This window comes from Blastococcus tunisiensis, from assembly GCF_900112815.1.
Lineage (GTDB): Bacteria > Actinomycetota > Actinomycetes > Mycobacteriales > Geodermatophilaceae > Blastococcus_B > Blastococcus_B tunisiensis.
In genome coordinates this window covers 384489-406340 of the sequence record NZ_FOND01000002.1, presented here as the reverse complement: position 1 = coordinate 406340, position 21852 = coordinate 384489, and the positions used below count along the sequence as shown (strand labels likewise).

Annotated in this window: 21 protein-coding genes and 1 pseudogene; 8 read left to right on the top strand and 14 right to left on the bottom strand. The window is 74.1% G+C overall.

From position 1 onward, the window contains the following. Both BM142_RS04435 and BM142_RS04430 read left to right on the top strand, forming a co-directional pair. Nucleotides 1–1749, top strand: a pseudogene (locus BM142_RS04435) (hypothetical protein); the annotation flags it as partial. After that, entirely contained in the window at nucleotides 1746–2003 is a 258-nt protein-coding gene (locus tag BM142_RS04430; RefSeq protein ID WP_254790530.1) for a hypothetical protein, read from the top strand. The pseudogene BM142_RS04435 and the gene BM142_RS04430, both read left to right, overlap by 4 nt. A gap of 117 nt (nucleotides 2004–2120) precedes the next feature. Here the strand turns inward: BM142_RS04430 and BM142_RS04425 are convergent, their stop codons facing one another. The 4 genes from BM142_RS04425 to BM142_RS04410 all read right to left on the bottom strand — a co-directional run bounded on the left by BM142_RS04425 (nucleotide 2121) and on the right by BM142_RS04410 (nucleotide 6079). Further along, on the bottom strand, nucleotides 2121–3416 hold the full coding sequence (locus BM142_RS04425; RefSeq protein ID WP_092195530.1) for a PhoH family protein: 1296 nt from the start codon (nucleotides 3414–3416) through the stop codon (nucleotides 2121–2123). 280 nt (nucleotides 3417–3696) lie between these two features. Then, nucleotides 3697–4029, bottom strand: coding sequence for a hypothetical protein (locus BM142_RS04420; RefSeq protein ID WP_092195529.1), 333 nt, complete (start codon nucleotides 4027–4029; stop codon nucleotides 3697–3699). 3 nt (nucleotides 4030–4032) lie between these two features. Next, nucleotides 4033–5250, bottom strand: coding sequence for a DUF885 domain-containing protein (locus BM142_RS04415; RefSeq protein ID WP_092195528.1), 1218 nt, complete (start codon nucleotides 5248–5250; stop codon nucleotides 4033–4035). Nucleotides 5251–5299: 49 nt separating this feature from the next. Beyond that, nucleotides 5300–6079, bottom strand: coding sequence for an isoprenyl transferase (locus BM142_RS04410; RefSeq protein WP_092195527.1), 780 nt, complete (start codon nucleotides 6077–6079; stop codon nucleotides 5300–5302). A gap of 134 nt (nucleotides 6080–6213) precedes the next feature. On the opposite strand from BM142_RS04410, the gene trhA reads away from it, so the two are divergent. Next, nucleotides 6214–7026 (top strand): PAQR family membrane homeostasis protein TrhA, encoded by an 813-nt coding sequence (gene trhA, locus BM142_RS04405; RefSeq protein WP_092195526.1) that lies wholly within the window; start codon nucleotides 6214–6216, stop codon nucleotides 7024–7026. A 259-nt stretch (nucleotides 7027–7285) separates the two neighbouring features. On the opposite strand, the gene BM142_RS04400 is transcribed toward trhA, so the two are convergent. Further along, entirely contained in the window at nucleotides 7286–8536 is a 1251-nt protein-coding gene (locus BM142_RS04400) for a geranylgeranyl reductase family protein (RefSeq protein WP_092195525.1), read from the bottom strand. A gap of 31 nt (nucleotides 8537–8567) precedes the next feature. After that, nucleotides 8568–9230 carry a maleylpyruvate isomerase N-terminal domain-containing protein gene (locus tag BM142_RS04395; RefSeq protein ID WP_217640560.1) on the bottom strand — a complete coding sequence of 221 codons (663 nt, stop codon included), beginning with the start codon at nucleotides 9228–9230 and terminating at the stop codon, nucleotides 8568–8570. A gap of 368 nt (nucleotides 9231–9598) precedes the next feature. Between BM142_RS04395 and BM142_RS04390 the strand changes: the two genes are divergently transcribed. Further along, nucleotides 9599–10168, top strand: a complete 570-nt coding sequence (locus BM142_RS04390; protein WP_092195524.1) for an AMIN-like domain-containing (lipo)protein — start codon at nucleotides 9599–9601, stop codon at nucleotides 10166–10168. 170 nt (nucleotides 10169–10338) lie between these two features. Here BM142_RS04390 and BM142_RS04385 read toward each other — a convergent pair whose 3' ends face one another. After that, complete coding sequence (locus BM142_RS04385; protein ID WP_092195523.1) at nucleotides 10339–10938, bottom strand: hypothetical protein; 600 nt, start codon at nucleotides 10936–10938, stop codon at nucleotides 10339–10341. 115 nt (nucleotides 10939–11053) lie between these two features. Next, nucleotides 11054–11794: a GAF and ANTAR domain-containing protein gene (locus BM142_RS04380; RefSeq protein WP_092195522.1), complete on the bottom strand. Its 741-nt coding sequence runs from the start codon at nucleotides 11792–11794 to the stop codon at nucleotides 11054–11056. Nucleotides 11795–11956: 162 nt separating this feature from the next. Between BM142_RS04380 and BM142_RS04375 the strand changes: the two genes are divergently transcribed. After that, nucleotides 11957–12544, top strand: a complete 588-nt coding sequence (locus BM142_RS04375; protein WP_092195521.1) for an AMIN-like domain-containing (lipo)protein — start codon at nucleotides 11957–11959, stop codon at nucleotides 12542–12544. A gap of 49 nt (nucleotides 12545–12593) precedes the next feature. Here the strand turns inward: BM142_RS04375 and BM142_RS04370 are convergent, their stop codons facing one another. After that, a complete protein-coding gene (locus BM142_RS04370; protein WP_092195520.1) occupies nucleotides 12594–12911 on the bottom strand; it encodes a hypothetical protein in 318 nt (105 codons plus the stop codon). Continuing rightward, on the bottom strand, nucleotides 12908–13795 hold the full coding sequence (gene mca, locus BM142_RS04365) for a mycothiol conjugate amidase Mca (protein ID WP_092195519.1): 888 nt from the start codon (nucleotides 13793–13795) through the stop codon (nucleotides 12908–12910). The genes BM142_RS04370 and mca overlap by 4 nt, the downstream gene beginning before the upstream one ends. Before the next feature lie 249 nt (nucleotides 13796–14044). Here mca and greA point away from each other — a divergent pair, with 249 nt between their 5' ends. Then, nucleotides 14045–14548, top strand: coding sequence for a transcription elongation factor GreA (greA, locus tag BM142_RS04360; RefSeq protein ID WP_092195518.1), 504 nt, complete (start codon nucleotides 14045–14047; stop codon nucleotides 14546–14548). A gap of 8 nt (nucleotides 14549–14556) precedes the next feature. Further along, complete coding sequence (locus BM142_RS04355) at nucleotides 14557–14880, top strand: RNHCP domain-containing protein (RefSeq protein WP_175527082.1); 324 nt, start codon at nucleotides 14557–14559, stop codon at nucleotides 14878–14880. 106 nt (nucleotides 14881–14986) lie between these two features. Here the strand turns inward: BM142_RS04355 and BM142_RS04350 are convergent, their stop codons facing one another. The 4 genes from BM142_RS04350 to ilvA form a co-directional block, all read right to left on the bottom strand. Then, a complete protein-coding gene (locus BM142_RS04350) occupies nucleotides 14987–17059 on the bottom strand; it encodes a M3 family metallopeptidase (protein ID WP_092195517.1) in 2073 nt (690 codons plus the stop codon). An 85-nt stretch (nucleotides 17060–17144) separates the two neighbouring features. Beyond that, nucleotides 17145–17951: an ABC transporter permease gene (locus BM142_RS04345; protein ID WP_092195516.1), complete on the bottom strand. Its 807-nt coding sequence runs from the start codon at nucleotides 17949–17951 to the stop codon at nucleotides 17145–17147. Next, a complete protein-coding gene (locus BM142_RS04340) occupies nucleotides 17948–18949 on the bottom strand; it encodes an ATP-binding cassette domain-containing protein (protein WP_092195515.1) in 1002 nt (333 codons plus the stop codon). The genes BM142_RS04345 and BM142_RS04340 overlap by 4 nt, the downstream gene beginning before the upstream one ends. A 154-nt stretch (nucleotides 18950–19103) precedes the next feature. Next, nucleotides 19104–20327: a threonine ammonia-lyase gene (gene ilvA / locus BM142_RS04335; protein WP_092195514.1), complete on the bottom strand. Its 1224-nt coding sequence runs from the start codon at nucleotides 20325–20327 to the stop codon at nucleotides 19104–19106. A 70-nt stretch (nucleotides 20328–20397) separates the two neighbouring features. Here ilvA and BM142_RS04330 point away from each other — a divergent pair, with 70 nt between their 5' ends. Next, entirely contained in the window at nucleotides 20398–21852 is a 1455-nt protein-coding gene (locus tag BM142_RS04330; protein ID WP_254790529.1) for a sigma 54-interacting transcriptional regulator, read from the top strand.

Genomic DNA, 21852 nt, shown 5'->3' with positions numbered 1-21852 from the left:
GCCGAGCTGCCGGTCCCCCCGGCACCCGCCGTGGCGGAGCCGGTGCTCGACCTGCCCGTCCGCGACCTGCCCGTGGCGGAGCTGCCGGTTCCGGAGGCTCCCGCGCCCGCCGTCGACGAACAGCCCGTCGCGATCGCGGAGCCGCTGCCGGCCGAGTTCGCCGTGCCGGACCTCCCGCCGGTCACGACCGCGGCGGAGGCCACCACACCCACGGAGATGCCGACCGCCCCGGAGCCCCTTCCCGCACCGGCGCCCGCCGTGCCGCCCGCGGCGACGGGGTCCATGTGGGGCACGCCGACGTCGTCGTCGCTGTGGGGCGACGTGACGCCGGCCCCGCGGCCCCGGGTCGACGACGCCCCCATCTGGGCCGAGGTGACCCAGCAGCCCGCCGACCCGGAGCTGTTCCCCACGGCCCCCGAGCCGGTCGCGGAGATCACCGTCCCCGCCGCGGACGACGACGTGATCGTGGCCGTGGCCGTGGCGACCGTGGAGCAGGGCCCCACCGAGGAGACCGCCGCCGACGACGTGCCCGACGCCCCGGTCGGAGAGGACCCCGCGGCGGAAGCCGAGGAGCTGGTCGAGGTCGAGGTCGAGGAGGCCGCCGAGGTGGCCGAGCTGGCGCCCGTGCTGGCCCGGACCGCGAGCGACCCGGCGCCGATGATGTCGCTCGACGCCACCACCGTCATGCCACCGCTCTCGCTGCTCCCGCCGCTGCCGTCGTCCCGCGGCCGCGGCCGCCCGCCGGTCCCCCCGGCTGCCCCGCGGCGGCCCAGCGTCCCGGCACCGTCGGCGAGCCCGGCCGCAATCGCCCCCGCCCCCGCCGCGCCGGCGACGGAGTCCGGGGAACCGGCCGCCCCGGAGGCTTCGCCCGCCGCCGACCCGGCTGTCGACGCGCCGAAGGCCGACCGGGCCGAGGGCCCCGGCCGGTGGCTCGCGACCGTGACGCGGCTGCCGGTGGCACCGCTCATGGCCGGGCCGGATCTCCCGGAGCTGCCCGAGGACTTCGACTCCCTCTGCGCCCAGGAGCTGCTGGAGACCCCCGACGTCGCAGCCGACCTCCCGGTGCCGGCTGCCGACACCGGTGACGTGAGCGGCCGGCTCCAGCTGCTGGGCGTGCCGGCCCAGCTGCTCGACGCCCGGTTCGAGGAGGACGTCGTCGCGCTGGGCACGTACGCCGCCCTCACGCGCAGCCTGGCGCGCCGGCTGCCCGCGGCGCCCGACCTGCCCCGGGCCGCCGGTGACACCGTGTTCGTCGTCGGGCCGGGCGCGGACGCGCTCCGTGCCGCGCGCTCGCTGGCGGCGTCGCTGCACCTGGACCCCGACTGCGTGCAGTGGGCCACCCGCGGCGACCTGGCCGGGCTCGCCCCGCGGAGCAGCCGGGTCACCTCGGTCGACGCCGCCATCGACCGCCGCCAGGAGTCCCTCGCCACGGGCACCGTCACCATCGTGGCCGTCGACGCGCCGCTGCGCACCGACGCCTACTGGATGGCCCAGATGGCCAGCGTCTGGGCACCCGTCGCGGTCTGGGCCGTGGTGGAGGCGACGCGCAAGCCGGAGGACCTCGAGCACTGGATCGACGGGCTGCCGAGGGTCGACGCGCTGATCGTGCAGGACGTGGACCTCAGTGCCGATCCGGCCGCGGTCCTCCGCCGGATCGACGCGCCGGTGGCCCTCCTCGACGGCGTCCGGGCCACCCCGCACCGCTGGGCCTCGCTGCTCTGCGAGCGGCTGGACAGCACGACGGCATGAGCCCGTTCCGCTGGGACGTCCTGCTCGTCGGGTTCGTGCTGGCCCTGCCCGTGCTCGCGCTGGGCATGCGGGGAGACCTGTCGATCGACGAGATGATGACCCGCATCCTCTGGTGCCTCGGCGCCGGCTGGGTGGTGGTCGTCGTGCTGCGGGCCGCGACGGCGCCACCGCCCGCCGCGAAGCGCCAGAGGGCCGCCCCGCACGCGGCCGCCGAGCCGGAGGACGAGGACGCGGAGTCCTCCCCCGCCCTCTGATCGCGCGGCGTCGTCCGGTGGACGGGCGACGCTGACCCCGCCGACCACTCCGGGGGCGGTCCGCGCTCCCGGGTCCTCGGCGGACCCGGGAGCGCGGAGAACACCCCGGAGCCCGGGTCAGCGCGGGAGGTCCTCCAGCATCTCGGTGACCAGGGCGGCGATCGGCGACCGCTCGGACCGGGTGAGGGTCACGTGCGCGAACAGCGGGTGGCCCTTGAGCGCCTCGATCACCGCGGTGACGCCGTCGTGCCGACCGACGCGGAGGTTGTCCCGCTGGGCGACGTCATGGGTGAGGACGACCCGCGAGCCGGCACCGAGCCGGGACAGCACGGTCAGCAGCACCCCGCGCTCGAGCGACTGCGCCTCGTCGACGATCACGAACGAGTCGTGCAGCGACCGCCCGCGGATGTGGGTGAGCGGCAGCACCTCGATGAGGCCGCGGGAGTCGATCTCGTCGATCACCGCCGGGGACACCAGCGCGCCGAGCGTGTCGTAGACGGCCTGCGCCCACGGCGACATCTTCTCGTTCTCGCCCCCGGGCAGGTAGCCGAGCTCCTGCCCGCCGACGGCGTACAGCGGCCGGAAGATCACCACCTTCTTGTGCGCGCGCCGCTCCATCACCGACTCCAGGCCGGCGCACAGGGCGAGCGCCGACTTGCCGGTGCCGGCCCGCCCGCCGAGGGAGACGATGCCGATCTCGGGGTCCAGCAGCAGGTCCAGGGCGACCCGCTGCTCGGCCGACCGGCCGTGCAGCCCGAACGCCTCGCGGTCCCCGCGGACCAGCCGCACCTGCTTGTCCGGCATCACCCGGCCCAGTGCCGACCCGCGGGAGGACAGCAGCACCAGGCCGGTGTGCGGGGGCATCTCCGCGGCGGCGGGCACGAATGCCTCCCCGGCGTCGTACAGCTCGTCGAGCTCGGCGTCCTCGAGGGACACCTCGGCCATGCCCGTCCAGCCCGCGTCGACGGCGTCCATCACCCGGTACTCGTCGGTGTCCAGCCCGACGGCCGCCGCCTTCACCCGCAGCGGCACGTCCTTGGTGATCAGGCAGACGTCGCGCCCCTCGGACCGCAGGTTCAGCGCGACCACCATGATCCGGCTGTCGTTGCTGTCGTTGCGGAAGCCGGCCGGCAGCGCGGAGGGATCGCTGTGGTTGAGCTCGACGTGCAGCGTGCCGCCCTGTTCCCCGATGGGCACCGGTGCGTCCAGTCGCCCGTGCGCGACGCGGAGGTCGTCCAGCATGCGGAGCGCCTGACGGGCGAACCAGCCGAGCTCGGGGTGGTTGCGCTTGTCCTCGAGTTCCCCGATGACGACGAGCGGGAGCACCACGTCGGAGTCGCCGAAGCGCATGAGGGCGCCCGGGTCGGAGAGCAGGACGGAGGTGTCGAGGACATACGTACGGCGATCGGTCACGGTTCGACTCCCGTGGGGCGCACGGCACGCCCCCGCTCGAAGGTGGCCGGGCCCCGGCGCAGAGGCCGGGTGCCGGCCCCCCTGGTCGACGAACTCGTCAGCACCAACCGGGCCTCCCGTGGACGGCGAGGGCAGCTCGTCGTCCACTGCGGACGGTATGCCTCACCACCGACAGTCGCGCCGAACCCGGCCCGGACGAAACCCAACGTTCACCCGATGGAGGAACAGCCGCCCCTGTCGTCCCACCCGTGCTGGTGAGGACGCCGGCCTGCTCCGGCGGTCAGTACCGGCCGTCCCGGTCCGGCGGCCGGACCGCCGGCCGCTCGACGGTGTCGGTCCGGGTGGACGGCGGGACGGGGTCCCAGGAGTCCGGGTCCGAGGAGTCCGGGTCCGAGGAGTCCGGGTCCGAGGAGCCCGGGTCCCGGGAGTTCGGCGTCCGGGACCGCCGCGGCCGGACCGCGACCAGCGCCCAGAGCACCGGCACGAGCAGCACCGGCCACTGCAGGGACAGGTCGCCCACCCACAGCAGCCCGGCCAGCAGGAGCCCACCGAGCCAGGCAGCCGTCCACAGCCCGAGCAGGCGCGCCTCCCGGTCGTCGTACCGGCCGCTCATGGGTCAGCTGCCCCGCAGCTCGTCGGCCACGGCGTGCGGCGTGAGGGGCTCGTCGAGCAGGCGGACGAAACGGTCGGCCACCGACTGCGCCTCCGGCCGGGCGGCGAGCCACCGGGACAGCAGGTCGAAGCCCTCGACGTAGGTGGAGATGTAGGCCCGCCACAGGGGGTCGGTGAGGAAGCGGATCTGCTGGGCGGCCCACTCGGGGCTGACCAGCGACCAGCGCTGCAGGTACGCGCTCACCTCGGACTCGTCGGCGCCGCGGTCGTGCAGCAGGACAGCGGCGTCCTGCCGCACCCGGTTCAGCGGCGCCGCCGCCGCGGCGATCCGCTCGGCGAGGTGCCCGTCGAAGCGCAGCCCGAGGTCGCCCAGGATCTCGGCCGCCCACGGTCCCCAGCCCTCCCCGATCGACGCCTGGACGCCGAGGTCGGCCAGCCCCTCCGCCATCAGGCACTCGGGGGTGTTCACCAGGAAGACGGTGTGCTCGGCCCGGTCGGCGCGCTCCACCAGCCCGCGCTCCTTGCGGCAGTGCTCGGTGTGGTGCCCCGGGTAGGACTCGTGGGCCACCAGGTGCGGCAGCTGGGAGAGCCGGTGCGGGAGGTCGGCGTTGATCGCCACGCGGGAGCGGTAGTCGCCCTCGTAGTAGTTGAAGCCCGACCACGGCTTGTCGGTGACCACCTCGTACCGGACCGTCTCCACCTCCGGCAGGCCGTACTGCCCGCGCACCCGGTCGCGCAGCGCGCTGGACAGGGCGTGCACCGCGGACTCCAGCCGGGCCGGCGGGCACTCCTCGCGACGGCGGTGCGCGGCGTACCGCTCGGCCAGCGTGCCGCCGCCCGGCAGCAGGGTGTCCAGCTCGGCGTGCGCGGCCGCGTACTGCGCCGGGTCCCCGAGCACCACGTCGACCTGGAAGTACGCCCGAACCTGCTCGACGAACCGCACCGGCTCGCCGCTCATCGCGCGGGCGCTGCACTCCAGCCCGGTCAGCTGCCCGCGCAGGTAGTCGGTGCGGTCGGCCGGCAGGCCGGCGGAGTCCAGCTCGCCGAGCAGGGCACGCGCCTGGTCCCGCAGACCGGCCGGCGTGGGCGCCGGCTCGTCGGCGACCCGGGCGCGCAGCGCCGGGTCGCCGGTGTAGGCATCCACGAAGCCGGCCTCCAGCCGGTCGAACCGCAACCCGAGCCGCACGTACTCGAGGGGGAGGTCGAGAGGGAGCGCCGACATGGCCCGCAGTTTCGCAGCCGCGCACGACCGACCGGGAACCGGCAGGCCCTCAGCTGCCGAACCGGCGGTGCCGGGCGGAGTAGTCCCGCAGCGCGCGCAGGAAGTCCACCCGCCGGAAGTCCGGCCAGTACACGTCGGTGAAGTGGAACTCGGTGTTCGCCGTCTGCCAGAGGAGGAACCCGGACAGCCGCTGCTCGCCACTGGTGCGGATGACCAGATCGGGATCTGGCTGGCCGCGGGTGTAGAGGTGCTCGGCGATGTGCTCGACCTCCAGGGCCTGCACCAGCTCCTCCAGGGACGTCCCGCGGGCGGCGTGCTCGGCCAGCAGCGAACGGACGGCGTCGGCGATCTCCTGCCGTCCGCCGTAGCCGACGGCCAGGTTCACCGTGGCCCCGGACCGGTCGCGGGTGTCCTCCTCGGCCTGCTTGAGCACGGCGACGGTCTCCGGCGGCAGCACCTCCGGCGCCCCCATCGACCGCACCTGCCACGGCCGGCCGGGGCGGGACAGGTCGACGGCGACGTCCTCGATGATCTGTAGCAGCGCCTGCAGCTCCGGCTCCGGCCGGTTGAGGTTGTCGGTCGAGAGCATGAACAGGGTGACGACGGAGACCCCGGCGTCGTCGCACCAGCCGAGCAGGTCGACGATCTTGTCCGCTCCCCGGCGGTGGCCGTGGGCGACGTCCTCGAGCCCGATCGCCCGGGCCCAGCGCCGGTTGCCGTCCATGATGACGCCGACGTGGCGGGGGACGTCGGCACCCTCCAGCGCCCGTGCCAGACGCCGCTCGTAGACCTGCACGACTGCTTCGCGAACCTTCTGGCGCGCCCCCACGCGGTCACCCTAGGCCCCTCCTGGGGCGGCGGCCGGACGCCCACGCCACGTCGCACGGACGTCGACCGGGGCACCCAGCGAAGTCACAGGCCGCTCGGGGTGACGCCCTACCTACGGGTCCGTAACCTCGGAGCATGAGTACCGCTCCCGACGATCGCGAACAGGTCCGGGTGCAGGCCGACAGCGCCGAGCTCGAGGCCCCCCGGGCACAGGCCGTGGCCGCAGTCCTGGACGAGGGCGAACGGGTCGAACAGGCGTGGACGGAGTCCGACTTCGCCGACAGCGACTGGGAGCATCCCGACACCCGGCCGCGCATGCGCGGATGGCTGCACCTGTTCGCCTTCTTCGGCGCCATCATCGCCGGCGCGGTCCTCATCCCCCTCGCCTCGGTGCTCGGCGCGCGGGCCGGCTTCTCCGTCGCCGTCTACTGCCTGACCATCCTCGGCCTGTTCGGGATCAGCGCCCTCTACCACCGGCGCCGCTGGTCACCGCGCGGCTGGAAGGTCATGAAGCGGCTCGACCACTCCATGATCTTCCTGTTCATCGCCGGCACGTACACGCCGTTCGCCCTGCTGGCGGTCGACCAGCCGACCGGGTTCTGGGTGCTCGCCGGGGTCTGGGCCGCCGCGCTGGGGGGCGTCGTCCTCAAGCTCAGCTGGCCGACCGCGCCCCGCTGGGTCGGCGTGCCGCTCTACATCGGGCTGGGCTGGGTCGCCGTCTTCGTGCTCACCGACATCCTGCACTTCGCCGGCGTCGCCGCGATGGTGCTGCTCGCGGCCGGCGGCCTGCTGTACACGGTGGGCGGCATCGCCTACGGGATCAAGAAGCCCAACCCCTGGCCGGGCACGTTCGGCTACCACGAGGTCTTCCACGCCATGACCATCGTGGCCGCGATCTGCCACTACATCGCCGTCTACTTCGCGATGTACAACTCTCCTTTCGTCTGAGTTGTCTGTCGTCCTCCGGACCGCACCGCGGCCAGGTGCCGTTCCCCGGCTGCGTTGAGCCGCTTCCCGTCCGGGAGAGCGGGAGCCCTCCGGGCCCCCGCTCTCCCGGACCCGGCTCCGCCGGGTTCCCTCCTCGGCTCACCTCCCGTCCGCGCTCGGAGGACCCTCCGGGCCTCCGCTCCTCACGACCGCGGCTGCGCCGCGGGTTCCTCCCGGGCCTCCGTCCCGTGGGATGGGAAGCCCCCTCCTTCTGACCGGGTCAGGTGAAGGGTGGGCGGTCATCCAGCTTCAGAGAGGCCTTGCCCGCCGTACGCCAGGCGCGGGCGACGAGGTCGCGGTCGGCGTCGGTGACGAGGTTGCCCATGACCCGCAGGGCCACGGTCATCAGCGCCGCGGACCGCATGCCCACCGGGCCGGCCGCCGGCAGGAAGCGAGGGACGGTGAGCAGACCGGCCAGGCGGCGGGCGATGGAGAACGCCTCGCCGTAGTGGCGGCGCAGCGTGGCCGGCCACGCCGTCGTCCAGTCGTCGTCGGCCAGCATCGCCGCGATGGTGCGGCCGGTCTCCAGGCCGTAGTCGATGCCCTCGCCGTTGAGCGGGTTGACGCATCCGGCGGCGTCCCCGATCAACGCCCAGTTCCGGCCGGCCACCCCGGAGACGGCACCACCCATGGGCAGCAGCGCCGACGCGACGTCCCGCACCGGTCCGTCCAGCTGCCACTCCTCCCGCCGTGCCTCGGCGTAGTACTCCAGCAGCGGCTTGAGCTGCACCCCGGCCGGCCGGCGGGCGGTCGCCAGCGTGCCGACGCCGAGGTTGACCTCCCCGGCAGCGGCGCCCAGCGGGAAGACCCACCCGTAGCCGGACAGCAGCTCGCCCTCGGTCCCCCGCAGCTCGAGGTGGGAGGAGATCCACTCGTCGTCGCTGCGACCGGAGCGGACGTAGCTCCGCGCGGCCACGCCGTACGCGGTGTCGCGGTGCCACTCCCGGCCGAGCAGCCGCCCCAGCGGGGACCGCACGCCGTCCGCCACCACCAGGTGCCGGCAGGCGACGGAGACCCGGTGGTCGTCGTCGAGCTCGAGGACGACCCCGCTGACCCGCTCGCCGTCCCGCTCGACACCGACCGCGCGGGCGCCGTCCAGCGCCGTGGCGCCCGCGTCGAGCGCCACCTGGCGGATGCGGGCGTCGAGCTCGGTGCGCGGCACCGCGCTGCCGTGGTCGGGGAACTCCCCGCCGGGCCAGGGCAGCTCCCACTGCCGGCCGAAGCCGGCCGCCCGCAGCCCACGGTTGCGGGCGTGCCCGCGCACCCACTCCCCCAGCCCGAGGCGGTCCAGCTCGGCGATCGCCCGGGGCGTCAGCCCGTCCCCGCAGGTCTTGTCCCGGGGGAAGACCTGCGCGTCGGCGAGGACGACGTCCCGCCCGGCCCGGGCCGCCCAGGCAGCCGCGGCCGAGCCCGCGGGGCCGGCGCCGATCACGAGGACGTCGGTCGCGACGGGGACGGGATCGGCGGGCACGAGGCCCAGTGTCCCAGGTCGATGTCGCAGGTCAGCCGAACAGCGGAAAGGCGCCGGCGTCCTTCCCGAGCCCCGCCCGGTCGGCGTCGGTCAGCGGCTCCCGGCCGGTCCCCCGCCGGGCGGCCGTGACGTCGCCCCATCCGGCCGGCAGCCGCCGACCGAGGAGCCCCTCGAGAACCAGGCGCACCTCGCCCAACGGCTCGGCTGCCGGCCCGGGCCGGTCCAGGTGCGCGACCAGGTCCAGGTGGTGGACGGCGGCTTCGACGGTGAGCGTGGACAGGAGGTCGGCCACGGTCAGCACCCGACCCTGGGTCCGCACCAGGTCGTCCGCGCGCACCCGCTCCGCCGCCACGAGCACCGCCGCCGACGTCTCGGCGTACCGCGCGGCGATCCCCGGCAGGCCGCCGTGCACCGACGCCGCTATCCGTGTGCTCCACAGCTCTTCGTCGTCCCCCGGGGCCGGCGGCCGCCACGCCGTCCAGTAGTCGACGGCGGTGGTGTCCGCCCGCGCCGGCGACGGGGTGTTCAGGGCGACGAGGGCACGCCGGGCATCGCTGAGCAGGTGGAACCCCAGGTCGACCGGCGTCCAGCCGGCGCAGCCGGTGGGCACCCAGCCTTCCTCGACGGTCAGCGAGGACAGGGTGCCGGAGAGGTCGCCGTAGGCGGTCCGCAGCAGGCCGAGAGGATCGGGCACGGTCCAGAGCCTGGCAGACGGCGCCGCGGATCTCGGCCGACGCGGGGACCCCGCCTGCAGAGCTCCTCCACGGACGCCATCGCACGGCGATCTCAGCTCCCGAGCGAGCGCGGCGGACGGCGGCCACCACACCGGAATCCAACGGCGTTCCGCGCATCGTCATGACCGCCGGTGCCCGCTTGCACACTCTCGCGCGGACGCCACGCCCAGCGGCGACCCCGGAGCGCCTCCCGCTCCGACATCTGCCATACGACACGCCATATCGTCAGCGGTATTGGACATCAACGCCATCTGGTGGTAATCGGGCGTGTCGGCGGATCCTCTGCTGCAGCGCCACGTTCCGGCGCTCCCCGCCAGGAGGCACTGCCATGACCCGTAAGCCCGCCCGTCTCCTCGTCCTCAGCCTCGCCGCGGTGACCGGACTCGTCGTCTCCGCTGTCCCCGCCTCGGCCGCGGATCCCTACTGCGGCATCCGCTGGGGTTCGCTCCCTCAGGTCGCCACCGCCTGGGATACCGAGATGGTCAACGGGATCCGAGCCGGTCGGCACGCCTGCTTCGATCGGCTGGTCGTCGACCTCGGCGGCCAGGACACCACCTTCGGGTCCTACGACGTCCGATACGTGCGCGTGGTCTCCGAGGACGGCTCGGGCCGCCAGGTCCCCGTCCGCGGCGGGGCGGATATCCGGGTACTACTGGCCGCACCCGCGTACGACCAGTACGGCAACGCCACCTTCACGCCGGGCGACCGGAGCCAGGTCGTGGACGTGGCCGGCTGGACGACGTTCCGACAGGTGGCCTGGGCCGGGAGCTTCGAAGGCCGCACCACCCTCGCGCTGGGTGTGCGGGCGCATCTGCCGTTCCGGGTGTTCACGCTCGCCGGGACGCCCGCGTCCGACCAGGGGCCGCGACTGGTCATCGACGTCGCGCACAGCTGGTAGCGCAGCCGGCCGTGCCCTCGGCGGCCGGTCGGTCGGCCCCGTGATCCCGGGCCGACCGACCGGTCGTCGCGCGGCGGCTCGATGACCGGCGCGGCATGGCCGAGGTCGTCCAGGAGCCACCGGTGCCGGGCAGGCCGATCGACTCGCCCACGGCCCGAGCCCGGACGACCTCAGCCGACGTCCGGGCCGCGGCCGCGGACCTCCTCCACCGAGGCCATCGCGTTCCGGAGCTCGGTCAGCCAGTCCTCGGTGTGCTGCCCCACCAGCCGGACGGCCCAGGCCAGCGCCTCGGAGCGCGACCGGGCCACCCCGGCGTCGACGAGGGTGTCGAGCACCAGGCGCTCCCGCTGGCGCAGCCGGGTCATCACCGGCACGGAGAGGTTGGTGAACACCTCCCGCTCGTCGCCGCAGGCCGCACCCCAGGCCACGGACCGGCCGTAGCGCTCCTGGGCCGCGTCGGCGATGGCCATGCGCTGTTGACGGGTCTCCTCGCGGAACCGCGCGATCCGCCCCGCTCGGGCCGCCCCCGGATCGCCCTCGCCGGCGTCCGGCTCCGGCAGCGCGCCGACGACCGTGATCTCGTCCCGGTCGATGGTCAGCTCGACCGGACCGGTGAACCAGCCCTCCGGCAGCCGGCCGGCGAACCAGCCGGCCACCTCCGCGCGCTCCACGGGCGGTGCCGGATCGGCGCCCCGGCCACCCGGACCCCGGCCGCGTCCGCGGCGGAAGCCCGGGCCGAAGGCGGCGTCGGCGAATCGGTGGGCATGCATGGCGACCTCCCGAGAACCGTGTTGATTACGTGATTACACGGTAAGCCTGGGTGTGCGGGATCGGCACGGGCCGGCGCTACGCCGAGAGCGGACGCCGATGACGGCGTCGGGCGGATCAGTCCCGGCGGTGCCGCCCCTCGGGCACTCCGCCGGTCTCGGCGAGCTCCCGGGCGACGTCGACGAGCTTCCGGTTCAGCTCCTGGGAGACCCGGGCGAGCACGCCGAAGGCCTGCTCGGCGGTGAGCCGGTGCCGTTCCATGAGGATGCCCTTGGCCTGGCCGATGACGTCCCGGTTGTTCATCCCGGCCCGCAGGTTCGTCTCGTGCTCGGCACCGGCCAGCGCGACGGCGGCGTGACTGGCGAAGAGCAGGCCGATGTCCTGGCTGTCCGCGTCGAACGCGGCGCGCCCGCGCGAGTACAGGTTCAGGGCCCCCAGCTGGTCCCCCTCGACGAACAGCTGGAAGCACAGCATGCTCCGGACCCCCAGGGCGGCGGCCTCCCGCGCGAACTCCGGCCATCGCGGGTCCGACGCGACGTCGTCCACGCGGACGACCTGCTCCTCCCATACCGCGTCCATGCACGGCCCCTGCCCCAGCCGCTCCTGGAGCGAGTCCAGCGTCCTGGCCAGCTCGCTGGTCCACGCCCGCGACTCCACCTTCGCCCGGCCGATCACGTAGGTGATCCCGCACTCGTCGGCGTGCGGAACGGTCCGGACGGCCGCGGCCGTGATGGCCTGGAGCATGCCCTCGACGTCGCCGTGCTCCTCCTGCAGCTGCCGGGCGACGCGGCTCATGACGTCGCCGAGGAGCTGGGTGGGCTGTGCGACCTGGCTCTCGCGTCTCCGTGCCGCCGTCATCCTCGGACCCTACCGATCCGGCCGCCCTCGCCGGCCGCCGTGCACGCTCCCGAAACGGCCGCACGGCCGGCCCGTGACGACCCCGTGACGATCACGCGGTCGCCGGGAGCGCCGGACTCGACCGGGGTAGGAAGACCGGCACCCCTGCCGACGGAGGCGATCATGACCCGGCGTTCCCGCATCCTGCCGCTGCTCGCCGGAGTTGCCCTGGGCGCGGGTCTGATCGCCGGGCCGGCCCACGCCTCACCCACGCGGTACGGCGACGAGCCGTTCTGCGGGCAGGTCTGGGGGTCGCTGGCCGAGGGGCAGGAGCTGTCCACGTCCGCCTCGGTGGTCACCGACGTGCGCGCCGGCCGGCACGTCTGCTTCGATCGCCTGGTCATCGACCTGCGGGGGCCCGCCGGCGCGACACCGACCTACGACGTCCGCTACGTCCCGGCCCTGGCGGCGCAGGGCTCCGGCGCGGAGATCCCGCTGCGGGGCGGCGCGACGCTGCGCATCCTGGTCGGCGCGGCCGCGTACGACCAGCAGTACCAGCCCACCTACCTGCCGGCCGACCAGGGTGAGGTCGTCGACGTGGCAGCCTTCGAGACGTTCCGGCAGGTCGCCTGGGCCGGGTCGTTCGAGGGGCAGACCAGCCTGGGCATCGGCACCCGCGCCCGCCTGCCGTTCCGCGTCTTCACGCTGGCCGGCGAGCCCGGCAGCGACCGGGCGTTCCGGCTGGTCGTCGACGTCGGCCACCTCTGGTGACGCCGGCGACCGGGCCGGCTCGGCTGCGCGCCGCCGGGCCGTCGTCGGCTCAGCCCCGCGCCGCCGGGCCGTCCGGCCGGTCCTGGCCCTCGCGGGGCGGCTCGATGGCCAGCGGGGCACGGCGGAGCTCGTCGAGCACCTGCTGACCCGGCTTCGGCGCGAAGAGCTCCTCCGGGGTGTCCGGGATCTCCGGGCCGCGCTCGTCGGGGTCGAAGCTGACCGGGATCCGCTTGATGTGCGTGCTCATCGAGCGGACCAGCAGGAAGACGGCGATGAGCAGGACGACGATGAGCAGCAACCCCAGCGGACCGGCCTTGCCGACGTCCTCGGGGGCCTGCTGGGCCAGCACGGTGGAGAGCTCGGTCATCGGACACCTACCTCAGTGCGGATCCCGGTGAACAGATCGTCCTCGGGAAGCGGGACGTCGACCAGGGAGCGGGCCAGCTCGTAGTCCTCGGTCGGCCAGACCCGCTGCTGGGTCTCCGGCGGGCAGGCGAACCACCGCCCCTCCGGGTCGATCTGCGTGGCATGGGCGATCAGCGCGGCGTCGCGGACCGGGAAGTACTCGGCGCACGGCACGCGGGTGGTGACCCGGTGGGAGATGTCGTGCGCCGGGTCCCAGTTGGCCAGCCACTCGGTGTAGGGCGACTCCACACCCGTGGCGAGGATCGCCTCGTGCAGCGCCTTCGTGCGGGGCAGCGTGAAGCTCATGTGGAAGTAGAGCTTGCTCGGCTGCCAGGGGTCACCCAGCTCCGGGTAGCGGTCGGGGTCACCGGCGGCGTCGAATGCGTGGACCGAGATCTCGTGGGTCTTGATGTGGTCGGGGTGCGGGTAGCCACCGCGCTCGTCGTAGGTGGTGATCACCTGCGGCTTGAACCGGCGGATGAGCTCGACCAGCGGGGCCGCGGCCTCCTCCACGGGGACGAGCGCGAAGCAGCCGTCCGGGAGCGGCGGCAGCGGATCGCCCTCCGGGAGCCCGGAGTCGACGAACCCGAGGAACTCCTGCTCGACGCCGAGGATCTCGCGTGCGCGGGCCATCTCCTCGACCCGGATCTGCGGCAGCCGCTCCCACACGTCGGGACGGTCCATCGCGGGGTTGAGCACGGAGCCGCGCTCGCCACCGGTGCAGGTCGCCACGAGCACGCGTGCGCCCTCGGCGACGTACTTCGCCATGGTGGCCGCGCCCTTGCTCGACTCGTCGTCCGGGTGGGCGTGCACCGCGAGCAGGCGCAGCTGGTCGGGAGAGGTCACCCGGACATTGTCCACCGCGCGCGGCGGGGACCGGCGCACGCCCGCACGGCGCCGGGCGCGACCGGCCTGGTCGGATGCCCCGACCGGGGGAACCTGTGTCCGGGATCACCGGACGGTCCTGTACGGTTCCGCATCTCCGGGGGGTGTCCGCGTCCGTGCGTCGGCGTTCCGCCCGGTGTTAGCTTGGCGGATCGACAAGCGGCCGTCCCCAGCCGGGGCCGGCCACCCGAGTCTCAGGAGTACCCCTACGTGTCCACCCCCACTGACGAGCAGGACCAGGGCGTCTGGCTGACGCAGGAGGCCCACGACCGGCTCAAGGCCGAGCTCGACCAGTTGGTGGCCGGCCGGCCCGCGATGGCGGCGGAGATCAACGCCCGCCGCGAGGAGGGCGACCTCAAGGAGAACGGCGGCTACCACGCGGCCAAGGACGAGCAGGGCAAGCAGGAGGCTCGCATCCGGCAGCTGACCGACCTGCTGCGCAAGGCGCGGGTGGGTGACGCCCCGAAGACGGTGACCAACGCCGCGCTCGGCACCGTCATCACCATCAAGTTCACCGGCGACGACGACACCGAGAAGTTCCTGCTCGGCTCGCGGGAGATCGCCGGGACGACGGAGCTCACCGTCTACTCCCCCGAGTCGGCCATGGGCGCCGCCATCATGGGCGCGGCCCCCGGCAGCACGGTGACCTACCAGGCACCCAACGGCCGCGACATCAGCGTCGAGGTCGTCGCCGTCGAGCCGTTCACCCCCTGAGCTCCGCCGTGGGTGCCCGGTCCCGGCAGGCGGAGAACACCGGCTTCGCCTGCGTGCACTGCACGGCACCCGTGCCGGCCAACACCGACGGGCACTACCGCAACCACTGCCCGTTCTGCCTGTGGTCGCTGCACGTCGACGAGCTGCCCGGCGACCGGGCGAGCGAGTGCCGGCAGCCGATGGAGCCGATCGGGCTGGTGGAGAAGTCGGGCAAGGGCTGGCAGGTGGTGCACCGCTGCACGGCGTGCGGCCACCGCCAGCCCAACCGGCTGGTGCGCGACGGCGAGAGCCCCGACGACCTGGACCTGGTGCTCGGCCTGCCCTGGCTGTGACACCGGGATCCTCCGGACCGGCCAGAAGCGACGTCCTCCCTCACCCCAGCGCGTCCTCCCTCACCGCACACCGTGAGGGAGGACGCGCCATGATCAGGTCACCTGATCATGGCCGTTCGCCAGGTCGGTGCAGGCCGCGGCGGCGCAGCAGCGGCTCGGGGTCGGCGTCGCGGCCGCGGACGGCTCGGAAGGCGTCCAGAGGGTCGACCGAGCCACCGACCGCCAGCAGCCTCGTGCGGAAGACGTCGCCGTTCTCCCGGCGCAGGCCACCGTTCTCCGTGAACCACTCCACCGTGTCCGCGTCGAGGACCTCCGACCAGATGTAGGAGTAGTACCCGGCGGCGTACCCGCCGGCGAAGACGTGCTGGAAGTAGGTCGTGCGGTAGCGCGGAAGCACGAGGTCGGACGCGACCCCGGCGTCGGCCAGGGCACGCTGCTCGAAGGCGATCGGGTCGCCGATCTCGGCGCCGGGCGGGATCCGGTGCCAGGCCTGGTCCAGCAGGGTCGCGGCCAGGTACTCCAGCGTCGCGAACCCCTCCCCCCACAGCCGGGCGGCGTCGATCGCCTCCACGGTGGCCTGCGGCAGCGGCTCGCCGGTCTCGACGTGCCGGGCGTAGCCGCCGAGGACCTCCGGCCACAGCGCCCACATCTCGTTGACCTGGCTGGGGAACTCGACGAAGTCCCGTGGCACCGCGGTGCCGGCGAACCGCGGGTAGGTGACCGCGGAGCTCAGGCCGTGCAGGGCGTGGCCGAACTCGTGGAAGAGGGTGTTCACCTCGTCGAGGGTCAGCAGCGTCGGCCGGCCGTCCGGGCCGCGGGACACGTTGAGGTTGTTGACGACCACCGGCGTCGTCCCGAGCAGCCGGGACTGGCGGACGAAGGAGCTCATCCACGCCCCGCCGCGCTTGCCCTCGCGGGCGAAGAAGTCGCCCAGGTAGAGGCCGACCGCGGTGCCGTCCGCGTCGCTGACCTCCCACACCCGCACGTCGGGGTGGTACCCGGCGAGGTCGGGCCGCGGGGTGAACCGGAACCCGTACAGCCGCTCGGCGGCGGAGAAGACGCCGTCGACGAGCACCCGGTCCAGCTCGAAGTACGGCCGCAGCGCGGCGGTGTCGACGGCGTAGCGCTCGGCCCGCACCTGCTCGCTGTAGAACGCCCAGTCCCAGGCGGCGAGCTCGACGCCGTCCCGTGCGGCCGCCTCCCGCAGGACCGCCGCCTCGGCCTCGGCGTTGGCCACCGAGGCCGGCACCATGGAGGACAGCATCGCGTCGACGGCCGCGGTGGTCCGCGCGGTCGAGTCGGCGAGCACCAGGTCGGCGTGCGTGGCGAAGCCGAGCAGCCGGGCGCGCTCGGCGCGCAGCGTGGCGATGCGCACGGCCACCGGGCCGTTGTCGTGCTCGCCCGAGGAGGCGCGTGCGACCGAGGCCTCGAACACCCGCCGGCGCAGCTCCCGGTTCCGCAGCTTCACCAGCAGCGGCTGACCGGTGGGCAGCAGCAGCGCGAGCAGGTAGCCGTCGAGCCCGCGGTCGGCGGCGGCGGTCGCGGCGCCGGCGATCTCCTGGTCGGACAGGCCGTCCAGCTCGGCCCGGTCGGCCACCCGGACGGCGGCGGCCTCGGTGGCCAGCTGCAGGTTCTGCCCGAACGTGGTCGAACGGGTGGACAGCTCCTGGTTCAGCTCGGTCAGCCGGGCTCGGCCGGCCTCGTCCAGCTGGGCGCCGGCCAGCACGACGTCCAGGTGGTAGCGCTCGACGAGCCGGACCGCCTCCGCGTCGAGACCGCTGTCGTGGCGGGCGGTGTGCACCGCGTCGATGCGGGCGAACAGCCCCGGGTCGAGCCGGATGGCGTCGTCGTGCGCGGCCTCGAGCGGGGCGATCTCCCGCTCGATCTCGCGCAACCGCGGCGTCGACACCGACGAGGTGAGGTTGCCGAAGACGCTCCACGCGCGGACCAGCAGGGCGCCGGAGCGCTCCATGGCCACGATCGTGTTCTCGAACGTGGGCGGCTCGACCGTGCCGACGATCGCCGCGATCTCGGCCCGCTGCCCGGCCATCCCCGCCAGCAGCGCCTCCCGGCAGTGCTCGGCGGTGATGTCGGCGAACGGCGGCAGCCGGAACGGCAGCTCCGACACGGTCGCGAGCGGGTTGTCGGCGGACAGTGCGGGGGGCGCGGGTGCAGTCATCGGATGCCATCCTGCGCCCCCCGCCCGGCCGCGCTGCAGGGGCCCGCGCCCGAGCCTGCGAGGCGTGGGGGCAGCGGGTCCTTGCTCAGCGGCCGGCGGAGCGGCGGTACGTCCGGACGGCCAGCGGCACGAAGATCGCCAGGAACACCGCCACCCAGATGAACACGTAGAGCACCGGCTTCTGCAGCGCCCACCCGTTCGGCGCCGGAGCGCCCGGCACCACGTTGCCGAAGAGCTCCCGGGCGCCCTGGACCACCGCGGACACCGGGTTCCACTCCGCGAACGTCTTGAGCACGGACGGGAAGTTGTCGATCGGCACGAAGGTGTTGGCGATGAAGGTGATCGGGAAGATCACGATGAAGCTGGCGTTGTTCACCACCTCCGGCGTGCGCACGATCAGACCGACCAGGGCCATCACCCAGGACATCGCGTAGGCGAAGGTCAGCAGCAGGAGCACCCCGAGGACGGCCTCGCCGATGGAGGTGTGGATCCGCCACCCGACCGCGAAGCCGGTGATCATCATGACCGCGATGGTGATCACGTTGAGCAGCAGGTCGGAGACGGTGCGGCCGATGAGCACCGCCGACGGCGCCATGGGCAGGGACCGGAACCGGTCGATGAGCCCCTTCTGCAGGTCCTCGGCCAGGCTGGCGCCGGTGATGGTGCTGCCGAAGATCACCGTCTGGGCGAAGATCCCCGGCAGCAGGAACTCGGCGTAGCTCAGCCCGCCGGGGACCGGGATCGCGCTGCCGAAGACGTAGCGGAACAGCAGCACGAACATGATCGGCGACAGCGTCGCGAACACGAGCAGGTCGGGCACCCGCTTGACCTTGATCAGGTTGCGCCGGGTGATGGTCAGGCTGTCGGAGACGGTCATGGCCAGCGTGGTCATCGTGCTTCTCCTGCGGTCGCGACCGGCTCGGCGTGGGCATCGTCGGCGGGTGCGGCGTCCTCGGCCGCGTGCCCGGTGAGGGTGAGGAACACGTCGTCCAGGTCGGGGCGGCGCAGCCCGACGTCGAGCACCTCGATCCCGCTGCCCTCCAGCAGGCGCAGCGCCTCGGCCAGCGCCTCGGTGCCGCCGCGCACCGGCAGGCTCAGCCGCCGGGTCTGCTCGTCGGTGCGGGCGTCCTCGAGCGCCAGCGGCCGCAGCCGCTGCGCCACCTCGGCCAGGTCGACCGCGCGGGCGAGGGTGAACTCCAGCCGCTGCCCGCCGACCTGCGCCTTGAGGTCGTCCCCGGTGCCGCGGGCGATGACCTGGCCGCGGTCGATCACCACCATCCGGTCGGCGAGGCGGTCGGCCTCCTCCAGGTACTGGGTGGTCAGCAGGATCGTCGTCCCGCCGTCGGCGAGCTCGGCGATGAACTCCCACATGGCCAGTCGGCTGCGCGGGTCCAGCCCGGTGGTGGGCTCGTCGAGGAACAGGATCCGGGGGCGGTTGATCAGCGAGGCCGCGATGTCCAGCCGGCGGCGCATGCCGCCCGAGTACGTCTTCGCGGGGCGGTGCGCGGCGTCGACGAGGTCGAACCGCTCCAGGAGCTCCCCCGACCGGGTGCGGGCCTCGGCCTTGGGCAGGTGGTAGAGCCGGCCCACCATCTCGAGGTTCTCGAAGCCGGTCAGGTACTCGTCCACGGCCGCGTACTGGCCGGTCAGGCCGATCGAGGCGCGGACGGCGTCCGCGTCGCGCACCACGTCCAGGCCCATCACCTCCGCCCGCCCGGCGTCGGCGAGGAGCAGCGTGGTGAGGATCCGCACCACCGTCGTCTTCCCCGCTCCGTTCGGGCCCAGGAGCCCGAGCACCGAGCCCTCGGCCACGGTCAGGTCCACTCCGTCGAGGGCGGTGGTGGCGCCGTAGCGCTTGACCAGCCCCTCGACGACGATCGCGTCGGTCATGCGGGCCACGCTAGGCCGCGACGGTGACAGTTCCCGACCGCATTTCGCAGCCGGCGCACAGAGTTCATCGGATTCACGGCAGTCAGGACGGCGCCGGCCTGCCGAACTCATCGGTGCCGCCCCGGTCGAGCGGCTGCGGGCAGGCCCCCGACGTTCACTCCCGGGTGACCGCGTAGCCCGCCTGCGTCAGGGCGGCGACGACGTCGGTGGCGTGGTCGGGCCCGCGCGTCTCGAGGACGACGAACACCTCGACGTCCCCGATGTCGAGCCGGGTGGACGTCCGCTCGTGCTCCACCTCCAGCACGTTCGCGCCCGCGGCGGCGAGCGCGGCCAGCACCCCGGCCAGCGATCCGGGCCGGTCGGGCACCCGCAGGCGCAGCGAGAGGTACCGGCCCGCCGCGGCCATGCCGTGCTGGACGACCTTGAGCAGCAGCACCGGGTCGACGTTGCCGCCGGAGACGACGGCCACGACCGGCGGGGCGAACGCCTCCGGGTCGGCGAGGACCGCGGCCACGGCGGCGACCCCGGCCGGCTCCACGACGAGCTTGGCCCGCTCGAGGCAGAACAGCAGCGCCCGGGAGAGGTCCTCCTCGGTCACCGTCCGCACCTCGTCGACCAGGCCCTGGACGTGCGCGAGGGTGATGTCGGTCGGCGACGCGACGGCGATCCCGTCGGCCATGGTGGCCATCGCGGGCAACGGCACCGGCCGGCCGGCGGCCAGCGATCCGGGGAGGGCTGCGGCCCCCTCCGCCTGGACCGCGACCACCCGGACGTCGGGCCGGCGGGACTTCACCGCGGCGGCCACGCCCGAGACCAGGCCCCCGCCACCGGCGCAGACGAGGACGGTGGCGACGTCGGGGCACTGGTCGAGGATCTCCAGGCCCACCGTGCCCTGGCCGGCGACGACGTCGGGGTGGTCGAACGGGTGGATGAGCACGGAGCCGGTCCGCTCGGCGTGCTCGGCCGCGGCCGCGAGCGCCTCGGTCAGCGTGGGGCCGCCGAGCCGGATCTCCGCCCCGTAGGCCCGCGTCGCGGCGACCTTGGGCAGCGGCGCGGTCTCGGGCATGAAGACGGTCGCCGTGCAGCCGAGCAGCCGCGCCGCAAGCGCCACTCCCTGGGCGTGGTTGCCCGCGCTCGCCGCGACCACCCCGCGCGCCCGCTCGGCGTCGGTGAGGCGGGAGATGCGGGTGTACGCGCCGCGGATCTTGAACGACCCGGTGCGCTGCAGGTTCTCGCACTTGAGCCAGACCGGGCCGCCGACCCGGTCGGCCAGCCCGCGGGAGTGCCACAGGGGCGTGTGGCGGACGACGTCGTGGAGCAGTGCGGCGGCGGCCTCGACGTCGGCACCGCTGACGAGGGGAACCTCCGGGTCGGCCATGACGCGATCCTCGCAGGCCGGGCGCTCGACGGACGCCCGGACCCGCGCTCCTCGTCGTACCGTGGTGGGGGTGACGGATCTTGCCGCCCCAGGCAGCCCTTCCCCCGCCCCCACGACCCTCGGCGAGCTGCGCGCGACCGGCGCCCGCTTCCACCCTGTCAAGGCCGAACTGCGGGCCAACCTGCTCGCCCGGCTCGGTGCCGGGCAGCCCAGCCTGCCGGGCATGGTCGGCTTCGAGGACACCGTGCTGCCCGAGGTCGAGCGCGCCCTCATCGCCGGCCACGACCTGGTGCTGCTCGGCGAGCGCGGGCAGGGCAAGACCCGGCTGATCCGCACCCTCGTCGGCCTGCTCGACGAGTGGACGCCCGTGCTGGTCGGCAGCGAGCTCAACGAGCACCCGCTGCACCCGATCTCGGTGTGGGCGCACCGGCAGATCGCCGAGCACGGCGACGCCACCCCGGTCGGATGGCTGCACCGCAGCGAGCGCTTCGGCGAGAAGCTGGCCACTCCCGACACCAGCGTCGGTGACCTGATCGGCGACGTCGACCCGATCAAGGTGGCCGAGGGCCGCACCCTGGGCGACCCCGAGACGGTGCACTACGGCCTGGTGCCGCGCACCAACCGCGGCATCTTCAGCGTCAACGAGCTGCCCGACCTGGCCGAGCGCATCCAGGTGGCACTGCTGAACGTGCTGGAGGAGCGCGACATCCAGATCCGCGGCTACCGCGTCCGGCTGCCGCTGGACCTGCTGCTGGTGGCCAGCGCCAACCCCGAGGACTACACCAACCGCGGCCGGATCATCACCCCGCTGAAGGACCGCTTCGGCGCGGAGGTGCGCACCCACTACCCGCTCGAGCTCACCGACGAGATCCGGCTGCTGCACCAGGAGGCGCAGACCAGCTGGACCGGTGACGGGACGTTCGGCATGCCCGTCGTCCCGGAGCACCTGGTGGAGATCATCGCCCGGTTCACCCGGCTGGTCCGCGAGTCCTCCCACGTCGACCAGCGTTCCGGCGTCAGCGCCCGATTCGCGATCGCCGGCCTGGAGACCGTCACCGCCTCCGCCGTGCGCCGGGCCGCGATCGCCGGGGAGACCCGGCCGGTCGCCCGCGTCGTCGACCTGCCGAGCGTCGTCCCGGCGAGCCGGGGCAAGGTGGAGTTCGCCGACGCCGGCTCCGATCCCGACGACGAGCGGGAGATGGAGGTGCTGGAGCACCTGCTGCGCCAGGCGACCGCCCAGACGTTCCGCGCCCGCTGCGCCGGCCTGGACCTGACCGGCCTGCAGGAGCACTTCACCGGCGGCGAGACCGTGGAGTCGGGCGAGCTGGTGCCGGCACCGGCCCTGCTCGGGCAGCTCGGCACCATCCCGAAGCTCGCCGAGCTGCTCGGCCGGCTCGGCGTACCCGAGGGCGAGCAGTCGGCCGAGCAGGCGGCGGCCGCCGTGGAGTTCGCCCTCGAGGGGCTGTACCTCACCCGCCGGCTGGCCAAGGACACCGACGGCGCCCGCACGGTGTACGGGGCCTGA

Coding starts and splice junctions, on each gene's coding strand:
- BM142_RS04430 (WP_254790530.1), top strand. CDS start 1,746: ATGAGCCCGTTCCGCTGGGACGTCCTGCTCGTCGGGTTCGTGCTGGCC.
- BM142_RS04420 (WP_092195529.1), bottom strand. CDS start 4,029: ATGAGCGGCCGGTACGACGACCGGGAGGCGCGCCTGCTCGGGCTGTGG.
- BM142_RS04415 (WP_092195528.1), bottom strand. CDS start 5,250: ATGTCGGCGCTCCCTCTCGACCTCCCCCTCGAGTACGTGCGGCTCGGG.
- trhA (WP_092195526.1), top strand. CDS start 6,214: ATGAGTACCGCTCCCGACGATCGCGAACAGGTCCGGGTGCAGGCCGAC.
- BM142_RS04390 (WP_092195524.1), top strand. CDS start 9,599: ATGACCCGTAAGCCCGCCCGTCTCCTCGTCCTCAGCCTCGCCGCGGTG.
- BM142_RS04385 (WP_092195523.1), bottom strand. CDS start 10,938: ATGCATGCCCACCGATTCGCCGACGCCGCCTTCGGCCCGGGCTTCCGC.
- BM142_RS04380 (WP_092195522.1), bottom strand. CDS start 11,794: ATGACGGCGGCACGGAGACGCGAGAGCCAGGTCGCACAGCCCACCCAG.
- BM142_RS04375 (WP_092195521.1), top strand. CDS start 11,957: ATGACCCGGCGTTCCCGCATCCTGCCGCTGCTCGCCGGAGTTGCCCTG.
- BM142_RS04370 (WP_092195520.1), bottom strand. CDS start 12,911: ATGACCGAGCTCTCCACCGTGCTGGCCCAGCAGGCCCCCGAGGACGTC.
- BM142_RS04350 (WP_092195517.1), bottom strand. CDS start 17,059: ATGACTGCACCCGCGCCCCCCGCACTGTCCGCCGACAACCCGCTCGCG.
- BM142_RS04345 (WP_092195516.1), bottom strand. CDS start 17,951: ATGACCACGCTGGCCATGACCGTCTCCGACAGCCTGACCATCACCCGG.
- BM142_RS04340 (WP_092195515.1), bottom strand. CDS start 18,949: ATGACCGACGCGATCGTCGTCGAGGGGCTGGTCAAGCGCTACGGCGCC.
- ilvA (WP_092195514.1), bottom strand. CDS start 20,327: ATGGCCGACCCGGAGGTTCCCCTCGTCAGCGGTGCCGACGTCGAGGCC.